This is a genomic window from Micromonospora craterilacus, from assembly GCF_003236315.1.
In the GTDB taxonomy this organism is placed as follows: Bacteria; Actinomycetota; Actinomycetes; order Mycobacteriales; family Micromonosporaceae; genus Micromonospora; species Micromonospora craterilacus.
Genome location: NZ_POTY01000241.1, coordinates 1 through 10373 on the forward strand (window position 1 = coordinate 1; position 10373 = coordinate 10373).

9 protein-coding genes are annotated in these 10373 nt (G+C 65.2%); 4 read left to right on the plus strand and 5 right to left on the minus strand.

Annotation, left to right across the window (positions count from 1 at the left end):
* The coding region (locus C1I95_RS27660) for a fibronectin type III domain-containing protein (RefSeq protein ID WP_146605869.1) at positions 1 to 824 on the plus strand (824 nt) is incomplete at its 5' end.
* A gap of 624 nt (positions 825 to 1448) precedes the next feature.
* Here the strand turns inward: C1I95_RS27660 and C1I95_RS27670 are convergent.
* The 3 genes from C1I95_RS27670 to C1I95_RS27680 are packed head-to-tail and all read right to left on the minus strand — an operon-like array spanning position 1449 to position 2852.
* The gene (locus C1I95_RS27670) at positions 1449 to 2177 is read right to left on the minus strand and encodes a GntR family transcriptional regulator (protein ID WP_111218113.1); all 729 of its coding nucleotides are present in this window, start codon (positions 2175 to 2177) and stop codon (positions 1449 to 1451) included.
* A 37-nt stretch (positions 2178 to 2214) separates the two neighbouring features.
* Positions 2215 to 2523: a DivIVA domain-containing protein gene (locus C1I95_RS27675; RefSeq protein WP_111218114.1), complete on the minus strand. Its 309-nt coding sequence runs from the start codon at positions 2521 to 2523 to the stop codon at positions 2215 to 2217.
* A complete protein-coding gene (locus C1I95_RS27680) occupies positions 2520 to 2852 on the minus strand; it encodes a hypothetical protein (RefSeq protein ID WP_111218125.1) in 333 nt (110 codons plus the stop codon). Before C1I95_RS27680 ends, C1I95_RS27675 begins: the two co-directional genes overlap by 4 nt.
* 635 nt (positions 2853 to 3487) lie before the next feature.
* Here C1I95_RS27680 and C1I95_RS27685 point away from each other — a divergent pair.
* The gene (locus tag C1I95_RS27685) at positions 3488 to 4768 is read left to right on the plus strand and encodes an NsdA family TPR-like regulatory protein (protein ID WP_233513921.1); all 1281 of its coding nucleotides are present in this window, start codon (positions 3488 to 3490) and stop codon (positions 4766 to 4768) included.
* Between the two features lie 14 nt (positions 4769 to 4782).
* Positions 4783 to 5334 carry a GNAT family N-acetyltransferase gene (locus tag C1I95_RS27690; protein ID WP_111218116.1) on the plus strand — a complete coding sequence of 184 codons (552 nt, stop codon included), beginning with the start codon at positions 4783 to 4785 and terminating at the stop codon, positions 5332 to 5334.
* A gap of 790 nt (positions 5335 to 6124) precedes the next feature.
* On the opposite strand, the gene C1I95_RS27695 is transcribed toward C1I95_RS27690, so the two are convergent.
* On the minus strand, positions 6125 to 8164 hold the full coding sequence (locus C1I95_RS27695) for a Shedu immune nuclease family protein (protein WP_111218118.1): 2040 nt from the start codon (positions 8162 to 8164) through the stop codon (positions 6125 to 6127).
* Between the two features lie 193 nt (positions 8165 to 8357).
* On the minus strand, positions 8358 to 9362 hold the full coding sequence (locus tag C1I95_RS27700; RefSeq protein WP_111218120.1) for an abortive infection family protein: 1005 nt from the start codon (positions 9360 to 9362) through the stop codon (positions 8358 to 8360).
* A gap of 401 nt (positions 9363 to 9763) precedes the next feature.
* On the opposite strand from C1I95_RS27700, the gene C1I95_RS27705 reads away from it, so the two are divergent.
* The gene (locus tag C1I95_RS27705) at positions 9764 to 10246 is read left to right on the plus strand and encodes a YxiG-like protein (protein WP_111218122.1); all 483 of its coding nucleotides are present in this window, start codon (positions 9764 to 9766) and stop codon (positions 10244 to 10246) included.
* Positions 10247 to 10373 lie beyond the last annotated feature (127 nt).

Below are 10373 nucleotides of genomic sequence, written 5' to 3' on the forward strand. Positions count from 1 at the left end.
CCGCCCTGCCGGCGATCGCCCTGACCTGGACCGGCAACGGCAGCCGCCCGGCGGCCACCAGCCACCTGCTGCAACGGGCCACCGACGCCACGTTCACCAACGGGCTCACCGAGATCACCGTGGCCGCCACGGCCACCCGGTACACCGACGCCTCGGTCACCCCCGGGGTGACCTACCACTACCGGATCCGGGCGGAGAACGAGGTCAGCTGCTCGGCCTGGTCGAACAGCGTCCCCGCGGCGGTGCAGCTCGCCACCCCGGCCGGCTTGACCGCGGCGATCCCACCCGCCGCACCGCTCCGGGTCGCGTTGCGCTGGACCAACCGCTCCTTCGCCACCGGGATCGACGTGCAGCGGGCGACCAACCCGACCTTCACCAGCGGACCCGGCACCACCGCGATCGGCGTCGGCGACCACCACCTGGACGCGGCGCTCGCCCCGGACACCAGGTACTACTACCGGGTACGCACCACCTACCTCGGTGCGGCCTCACCGTGGTCCACGGTGGCCACGGTGACCACCCCACCGGCACCGGGGACCCCGACGTCGGTGAGCGTGGCCGCCAGCGCGCCGGGACCGGACACCGCGACGGTGGTCCTGGGCTGGGCGGCCAGCACCCCCGCCGGCCAGGGCGCCGGTTTCACGGTGGAACGAGCCCTGGACCCGACGTTCACCCGGGAACTGGCCACCTTCACGGTCACCGGCCGAGGCTTCACCAACACCGGGCTGGCCCGAGGCGTCACCTACCACTACCGGATCCGCTCGTTCAACGTGGTCGGCGCCTCCCCGTTCACCGGCCCGATCCCGGTCACCACCCCGGAGTGATCGTCTCCAGCGGCCCCGCAAGGCCCGTCGTGGTCCTCGCGGTGCCGACACCGACCAGCACCGCCGACCACGGCGTCACACCAGACTCGCGTACGCACAAACTGGCGATCCTGTGATCAGAGGCGCAGGCCATCGCCCCGACGTCCACGGCCCAACGTGGTGATGCAGGCCCAACAGGACATACGCCGTAGGTCGAATCGCCCTGGCTTCACCCATCGGTAACAGCGGGGGCAACGAATCCCGTACACCCGACCAGGGGCAGGGGGCAGTCGCAGCGCCGACCGGAGCGCCGCCTCCAGTTCCCGCAAGGCGTGCCGCACCCCGGCCAGACGAGAGCGGAACGCCAGGGCCAGGGCACCGACGAGCATCGGCAATCCGGCGATCAGGGCAGGGTGATTTACGGTGGGCATCACGCCCTCCTTCACGCAAGAGGGATGGGAGAGCACGAGGCGGGCCAGGACTCTTGGCTGGGGAACGACCCGCCTCGCGCAACTGAGAAGCCATCGAGCCAACACTCTCGGGACCCGGTGAGCGACGGTTCGAGTGTTTGACAAGTTGACTTGTTAAGTTTATTCCAAAGTAGATGCGGCCGACTTGACTTGTCAAGCAATGAATCGACCTACGTCAGTCGAGTGGATAGACGTCTTCGAGGTCGTGCCGCGGAGCTGGCAGGAGGAGATCCACAGCCAGCAAAGGCTTGCCGGACCGGTCGCAGACGGACAGAAGCACCGTCAACACGGCATCCTTTTCGCCGATCTCCAGGAGCCGGGCCTCGTCGACATCGGGGAGGCGAGCCGAGATCCGCTCGCTGACGTGGTCGAACCGAACGCGCTTCCGCGACGCGACGTGCCGGAGCAACCCCTCAGCCAGAACGCCGGCATCACCGACCCGTGTGCCGTCCGCCAGGTCGACGGGCAAGAAGGCCGTGCCCAGCTCGACCGGTCCCAGACCGTCCATCGTGATCAGTCGGCGGCGCGCGACGACCGATGTTCCTGGCTCGATTCCAAGGGCTACGGCCGCCCGGGGTGGAGCTGGCAGCTCACCGGCCACCAACAAGGTCGAGCCAGCCCGTTCCTCGTCTTCCAGCACCGCGTAGCGGCGTTCCCGTCGCTGGTCGGCTCTCACGGGTCGGCCTATGACGAAGCGGCCCTTCCCTTGCCGGCTTTCGATCCAGCCGTCTTGACGCAGCAGGTCCAGTGCTCTGACCACGACCGGGCGCGATGCGCCGAACTCCCGAATCAGTTCAGTCTCGCTGGGCAGCATCGAGCCGGGCGGGTACGTGCCGTCTTCGATGCGTTGTTGCACCGCGTTGACGATCACGACGTACTTTGGCGGCGCAACTTCGATCGGCACCGTTTCACCCCAGACGACAGCTCAGCTTGTCAACAGGCTATCTGCGCTGCTCAGGTTCTGTCCAACGCCCCGCGTCGGCCATCTGGCCCGGTCTGGGAGCGAAATTGCTCTGCCACTCGCGTAGCGCACCCTTCAATCGCGCGTTTTCCGCGCGCAGGCCCGCTTCCACGCCCTCGCGCGCGGTCAGCTCGTCGACGACCGCGCGGAGGAACGCGTACACCTGCTCCTCGGCAAGGCCGCGCCGCCCGAACCTGGTGCGACGGAACCGGATTCGCTTCACCTGCCCCGGACAGAGCCGGGCCAAGCGCGACGCTGCCCGAAAGACGCCAACCGAATGTGTAGTCACCGCAACCTCCTCGAAGTTGAGACCGCCGTAGGTGCCTTCCGACTCACCCCGCTCTGCCAGGCACGGCCCGGTGGGGTGGGTGGAGTGCGTCCGGTGACGGGAGCGGCAGCCGATGCGAGCAGCCTCAAACCGGCGTGCTGCACGAAGATCTCTCGCCGGTCCACGGCGTTGCCGGCCCGGTCGAGCGCGTAGCCGATCAGCCAAAGCCAGCCGTCGTATGTCGGCCGGTCCCAGACCTTGATAACCCGGAAGATCAGCGACCGAGCGCCGCCGAATTGCACCGACGCATCGACGCCGACGTGCAGAACGTCGCCCGGCTTTGGGTCCATCACTGCCCGCTCTCACGCACACTTGGATGGGCACCGAGGCAGGCGGGCTTTGGCCACGACCGACACCGTGATTCGCCTGCCAGCACCTGCCCCGGTGCCCTGCTCAGGACGCAGCCGCTACGACAACCGCCGATGATCGCGTCTGCCTACCGGTTCCGGCGCAGTCCGGGCAGCCCCGTCGTTGCAGCCGGTTCGGATCACTCGGCGCGCGAAGCGAACGCCGAGGACTGGCCATCTTCCATCCCCGCCCCTCGCAGCCCGAACAGGCGACGAGGAGCGGCGAGGCATGGCACGTTCCCCGGCGCGAACGTCCGCCATCCACGCACCGAAGGACCCGAACACCGCCCCCCGCCACGGCCGCAGCCGACCCGACACGGGCACGAGCGGCCCGGTGCCATGTCGGCCCGTGCACCTGCGCGGCCAGTACATGCACAATTGCGGTGGGTGAGACGTCCATGGTGGAGATAGAACACCCGGTGACGAAGACCGATCGAGGACCGAATTAGCACCTCTGGCGGACATCGAGCGGACACCATGAGGACCTGCGTTGAGTTCAGGACCTCCGACAGGCGAGCGTGGAGATAGCCCATCAGGAAGGCATCGAGATGGCCCGAGACCGCCGCGAACCTCGCACCGTGCTGGAGCACCTGATCCAGCAAAGCGATCGCACGTACGAGGAACTGGCCGACGAGTTCAGCCGCATGGACCCGCGTGCGGCGATCAGCGCCCGGCACCTCGGCCGGTTGGCACGCGGTGAACGGGACCTGGCCTCATCGACCCCCGCCACCCGGCGCGCGTTGCAGGCCATGTTCGGTAAGACCATCGATGAGTTGCAGCGTGCCTGGGCACCCCACCAGTTGACCCCTGCGCCGGGCCGACAGCTCATTGTCGAGCCGTTCGGCGCCGGCCCGGAAAGGAACCTGCTCGCCATGGCCGCACAACGCGCCCGCCAATACGCCATGCTCGCCGCCGAGTCCACCTCCCCGGCGGCCATCACCCAGCTCACCGAGGACGTGCAGCGACTCGCCCTGGCCTACCCGCAACGCCCGATCAGCCAGATTCTGCCGGACCTGGTCGAGACGCAGGACACCCTGTTCACCCTGCTCGAACGCCGTCAGCAGCCGGCCCAGTCGCGGGACCTGCACTTCCTCGCCGGCATCACCAGCGGCCTACTCGCCAAGGTCTCGCACGACATGGCCGACCCGCACTCCGCGATGCTGCAAGCCCGTACCGCAGTTCTCTGCGCCGACCAGGCCGGACACCCCGGCCTGCAAGCCTGGCTCCGCGGCCTGCAATCCCTGGTCGCCTACTGGGCCGGCCGGTACGCCGAAGCCGTCCGGTACGCCGAAGCCGGACGCGAGTACGCCACCCAAGCCGGCGGCACTTCCGCCGTGTGGCTTCCCGTCAGCGCCGCCCGCGCCTACGCCGCCCTCGGCAACGCCGAACAGGCCAAGGCCGCCATCCACGAGGCCGAAGACGCCTGGTCGCGGGTCCGCCCCGACGAGATGGACGAGATGGGCGGCATCTGCACCTTCAACCAGCCCCGCACCCTCTACTACGCCAGCGACGCCCTCGCCTGGCTCCCCGGCGAAGCCGCCACCACCGAGCGCTACGCCCTGCAAGCCGTCCAGGCATACTCCGACCGCTACGACCCCGCATGGGCCTTCGGCGATCAGGCCGGCTCACACACCAACCTCGCTATCGCCCGGGTGGCCAACGGCGAACTCGACGCCGCCGAAGACGCCCTCACCCCCGTGCTCGATCTCCCCGCCGACCAGCGCATCAACGGCATCGTCCACTCCGTCCGACGCGTCCACCAGGCCATCACCCGCGCCGGCCACGCCAGCGACGCCCGCGACCTCATCGACGGCATCGAACACTTCACCCACACCCCCGCCAACGCTCTGCCCCGATAAGGCACCATCAGCGCATGTACCCGATCACCATCCCCGGCCGCGTCATCACTCTCCGCGAAATGCGCCCCGATGACGCGGCCGACGCCTTGGCGATCATCGGCGACGACCGCGTTACCCACTGGCTCTCCTTCGACAGCCGCGACCGCGCCGCCGCCGTCGCCATGATCGAAGGCGCAGTGACCCGGGCACAGCTCACCCCCCGCACCGAGTACTACCTAGCCGTAGCCGTAGCCGACACCGAAGACCGCATGATCGGATTCGCCCGCCTCGGACTCACCGGCCACCAAGCCGCCAAACTCGGCTACGCCATCAACGCCGACCACTGGGGCCACGGCTACGCCACCGACGCCGCCCGCACCATCATGGGCTACGGCTTCCACGAGCTGCGGCTACACCGCATCACCGCCGCCATCGGTCCCGACAACGCCGCCTCCATCGCCGTCGCCAAGCGGCTCGGCATGCAATACGAAGGCCGACTCCGCGACCACGTCCACACCAACGGCGCCTGGCGCAACTCCCTGCTCTACTCCATCCTCGCTCCGGAGTGGAACAGCATCGCTGGCTAACTGCGCCCGTCAGCACTGCTCCCAGCACACGGCAACCGGCCCAATCAAGCCGCCGGTACGATCGCCGCCATGCGCGACGCCGACACGCCGCCGCAGCAACCCGCCGACCGCCCCCACAACTCAGCGCTTACACCACGCGAGCGAGCAGCCCTTATCCGAGCCGCCGCAGCCGAGGTGCACGAACGCGTCCAGGAGTGGCGGAACTCGCCCGGATGGCAGCACACCCCCATGAACGTCCATCGCCATCAGGCGACCGTGAGCGCACTCGCCACCCTTGACGCACTGCCCGAGCCCGCGACAACCGAGGACCTCACAGGCCTCCTCAATGCCATTCGCCCTCTATTCCTTGAATGGCGACCGAGTCGACCAGGTCCTGAACAGCAAATATTCGTTGCGGTCGAGCGGCTCCGACGCGCCTCTCAGTAAGCAGCGGCGGTCAGAGTTTCTCCAAACGGTCAAGGCCGCCCGCAACGGGCCGCCCGCCGCCGCCTGGACGCGCGTCCGTCGCTCCGCTGGCGCTCCGACTCCGGCCACGCAACACGCCCGGCGGCTGGCGCGGAAGGCGGGAAGCCCGAGGGCCGCCGCAGCATGACAGGGACGTGAACGGGTGGTGGTGGGCCGGCAGCCGGCCGGGCCGCGCGGCCACGAGCCCGCGTGGCGTAGGGGAGGGCACGCCGGCCGCGTTGGCGAACTGGCGGCGCTCGGGCTCCGAGATGGCCCGGGGCTCCGGCGGCGGGGCACGGTCCGTGGGTGGTTGCGGTAGGCCATCCAAATCGCTCGTGTAGTTTCGTCAGGTAGGCAGCCCCAGCTTATCGAAGAAGGCCCGGTTCCTCTCGTGGGCGGCGTTAAGAAGTCGATCGAACGAAATGACTTCGATATAGGCCTTATAATTCTCGTTATATCCAAAGAAGCCTAGTTTGTCCTGCGTCATCCTGAGCCCCATCATCCTGCAGTGCTCCATTACCGAGGGAGTCAGGTCCGAGATGACGTAACAGAACCCAGGGATTTCGTCAGAGGCTGGAATCGGCCGCCCTTGCGTTGTACGCACGTTCCCTCGACGAACTCTGTCCAAATAGCCGAGGGCTTGAGAGATTGGGCCGCCATCCTGCTTGGAGTCCCCGCGCATTGGCCGCTTTATCTCGACGACCACGATCGACGCCAAGGGCAGTTTGCTCCCTTCGGAAACCAGAATCGGAGAGTCGCAGACCTGCAGAGCAAGAAGGTCGGGTTCTTTTCGATCCGGTGAATCAGTTATTGGGTAGGCTGCCAACGGCTTGTCAGATGCCAGATAGTTGTGGAACGCCAGACGTTCGTCGATTATCCACAGATTGCAGACGTCAAGGGATACGTCGTCAGACGTCTTCCGCATCGGCATGATCAGGTTGTGGATAACGTCCTCTCGGACGTACTTTCCATCTTGATCGGCCGCTATTGCCTTCTTCAGCATGTCGAGGACGACTCGTCGCTTCGAGACGTAGGAAGCCAAGTCTGACTTCTTTACGTCGTCGACCTTCTCAAGGTACTCCCGAAGGCGCTCTTGTTGTTCAGCGGAGTCATCCAACAGCTCTGCCTCCAAGACCTCCTGACCCTCGACCAGCAGCTCTGTTTCTAGATCCCAGAGTTGGCGATGCAGCAGAAGTTCGAGGTCCCTCTCGGAAATCTCAGGGCTCACGCACAGCTTGTTTTGATCAATGTGACGCAAGATTGGACGATAGCGAGGAGCTTTGTGATTCACAAAGGTCTCCACTCTGGCGCGCCCTGCTTGCTTGGACTCGTTGAGTAGGTCGCCCAAGTACTCTTCAGCGGCATCCAGAACTGCCGTTCGAATCTCTGACATCCCTAGGTCGCTAGCGAGGATTGTGCCTTGTGTCTCCTCAGGGATGTCGAACCCGGTTCGTTCGGATCTCACATTTTCGTTAAGGAAGGTCGACGTCACGTAGCACGAGTAAATGAAGGAGGTATCGCCATCATTCAGCCTGCCGTGTAGCCCTGGAATCTTGTCGGTGATCTTCTCCTCGACCACCACTCTGTTAGCGGCACACCAGTGAATCTGCGGCTCAATCCCTGTCCGAGAACGCACCTTGAGGTGAACTAGGTCGAATTCCTGTCCCTTAACGGTAAGCGTTTGAGTTTGAGAGGAAGAGAGCATGTGGTCTGCGAACAAGTGAGTGAGGTTGACCTGCTCTTCCCCGTCAACGACAATTATGTCGGGACATCCGCCAGGTCGAACGAAGTACCAGAGACAGTGCTCTAGCAGGTTCCTTGCGATTGTCGAGTGACTCTTGGGGGACGTGTCACGGTAAATGGGACGGAAATCCAAGAGTTTTACCGTCGCTCCGGCCTCCCGGGAGGCTGTGGCGCCTACAACCTCATCGGTGACGCCCTTCTCCGCCGTGAATGAGAAGGCTCGCTCAAAGGCCTGGCCGACTTCATCTAGGAATATGCTCGACACCTCAACCTTTTTGAAGGCCTTGAGCCAGAGCAATCGACCAACACCGCGACAGCCATACTCCGCCTTGTACTCGCTGTCGAGCGTTTCGAACGACTGCAGGTTGTCATCATGGAAGCCGGCACCATTGTCGGTGACTCTGAACGAGAGGATTGGTTCCTGCGGAACCGGGCCACGTTCACTTCGGCCAACTGAATCAAAAAGGTTAAGCTGAGGAAGCCGCTCAATCTCGACGACAATTCTACCCGAGTCCCCCTCAGGGTTCGCGGCGTCAATTGACTGGATCGAGTTGACTACAGCCTCAAACAGGGGTAACAGGCCGTGACTCTTGGGCAACGAGGTGTTCCGAAGGCGACCTGACAGGGATGTGCTGAGAGTCATCGTTCCCCCTGCGCGACGTAGCTCAGTGTCCGACTGTAATCGTTCGATGGCTCAGGGGAAACCCTGGCGCGACCCGAACCCTATCCGTGAGGCTCTGCTGGCCGCAGCCCTCCGTCCAGCCCTTCCGACCCGCCGGCTACTCCGTCCTCGGCAGGACCGCCATGGCAGAAGCCGGAAGACGGCCTCTCTGGGGCTACCCGCTTAAGTGTTCTGCCAAGTCAGTCCAAGCGGCTTGCTCCACTTCGGGCCGTCCCGCTGCCGCCTGTTTCACGAACCAAATCAGCTCGTTGTTCTGAGCGGCCTCGCCCGGGAGATGACCTGGAGGACGGGCTTCCATCACGCGCCGTACTAGCGAGACGATCTCGCCCGAGGCGTCGATGATGGGTGCACAGGCCTCAAGGGCTTGATGCAAGTTACGAGCCGTGAAGGTCGGCAGTTCCGCAGGGCTGAACAGCAGTCCTGTCGCAACGCCGATTCTGTATGCCGCTGGCCAGGCGGTAAGGTCCGGGTCGGCAACGCAGGCGTTTACGCCCTCGATACGCACGTTGAACGTGTCCATGGCGGCGCGTTGACCGACGGCGACCCCAATAGCGCGTGCGTGCTTACCTTCCAGGCGCGGCAGGTTCGCGTTGCTGAGCCGCTCAGTGAGGTCGCCGCTGTACCAGTTGATGGAGCCGTAGGGGTCCCCAACGAGGTCGCGGATCAAGGCTTCCGGGCGGCCTTGGGCGAAGTAGCCGAGCCGGCGCAGCGCCCAGCGGGTCCACAAAAGAGACCCGTCGATGGCGAGATCGAGCATCTCGCTCCGCATCTCCGGCTGTCGTGCGCGTCCATGCCCGGCGCCAAAGTTGTTCCGGATAGCGCCCATCGCGGTGGCCATCTTTCGGGCCTGGGTAGCCAAGATCCCGAAGGGGGTCTGGTAGGCCAGCTCATGGCCGGGCTGACCCGCAAGCAGCTCGTGCGCCCGAGGGACGAGCGTGTCGAAATTTTCGTTCCCACCGGCGGGCGTGCCGTTGATGTCTAGTACGACCTTCGCGACTGCTTCTACGAGGCACTTGAGGTAACCGATCGCCTGCGGGTCATCGTCAGACTCTAGGGCACGGGCGAACCTCACGATCTCTACGTTGATGGCCTCCCAGTGTGCATCTCCCACATGTTCCGGGCGCATCAACTCGAAGCGGGCGTACGAGTTGTGACTCATGCCGACAGGATGCCAGCTAGACGGCGTTGCTTGACAGGGCCCTTCGACGCCAGAGGCCATCCGTAAATACTGAAACTGAGGCACGTCAGACCGAGTCGCAAGATCTGGAACATGCGCGGAATGATCAAACGTGTCGCAGGAGACCAGTTTGGCGTATGTCCTGGTAGGACGAGCGATGCCTCAACAGGCGCAACGCCCTTCCTAAGCCGTGTGTCGGCCCGCCCGTCCTCAGCCAGTGTCACGGTCGCCTCGGTCGCCCTCACTGCCGAATCACTCTCAATAGGATCAAGGGGCCGCGCAAGAGCGATCAGGGCCCGCCGCACTCGGCCTGCTGGCGGCCTCCGGCCGGCATCGGCCGGCGCGGCGGGCCCTGATCGCTCTTGAGGGTGTAGAACTACGCCGTGGATCCTTCGACCCTCGGCCGTGCGCTCGATGACGTGTACGACCAGGCGCTGGTGTACCACGGGTTCACCGACTACATGCGGGACTACGAGGCCATCGTCTACGCGACCGCAGATCCTCGCACCGGAGTAGCACCAAAGCACCTGCGCTACCTGTTCCGGTACTGCGTCGAAGCACGCTGCCAGACGTCGGTCGCGCCGGCTACGTGGCGGGAGTCGCTGGACGATCGCCTGATCGACTACAAGACCGGCGTTGACTTGGACGGCTACGTCTGGGGCGTGAAGTGGCAGTCGCTCTACCCGGGCGCCAAAATCTTGGAGGAATCACCTGCGGCCCGGAGCTGGGCCGAGGCGATCGGGCTTGAGTTCCACGAGGTACGGATCCAAACCAACGCCCACGACCTCACGCTGGTCTTCTCCGACCTGCAGGTCAGTGACCTACCGCCGGGGTACCGCCCGTTCGCTGTCGACCAGGACAGCTAGTACGGCAGCCGCCGTTTGAGATGTCGCTGGTGGGGCCTGGTAGGCGAGGTGCGGCCACCGCGTGATCGTCTGTCTGCTGTGGACATAACTTCAGATGTGGCGGTGGCCGCGTGCCACAGCGTAAACC

What these genes read in the sequence shown, in the direction of transcription:
- C1I95_RS27695 (WP_111218118.1), bottom strand. Translation starts at nt 8,164, where the DNA reads ATGACTCTCAGCACATCCCTGTCAGGTCGCCTTCGGAACACCTCGTTG.
- C1I95_RS27680 (WP_111218125.1), bottom strand. Translation starts at nt 2,852, where the DNA reads ATGGACCCAAAGCCGGGCGACGTTCTGCACGTCGGCGTCGATGCGTCG.
- C1I95_RS27700 (WP_111218120.1), bottom strand. Translation starts at nt 9,362, where the DNA reads ATGAGTCACAACTCGTACGCCCGCTTCGAGTTGATGCGCCCGGAACAT.
- C1I95_RS27690 (WP_111218116.1), top strand. Translation starts at nt 4,783, where the DNA reads ATGTACCCGATCACCATCCCCGGCCGCGTCATCACTCTCCGCGAAATG.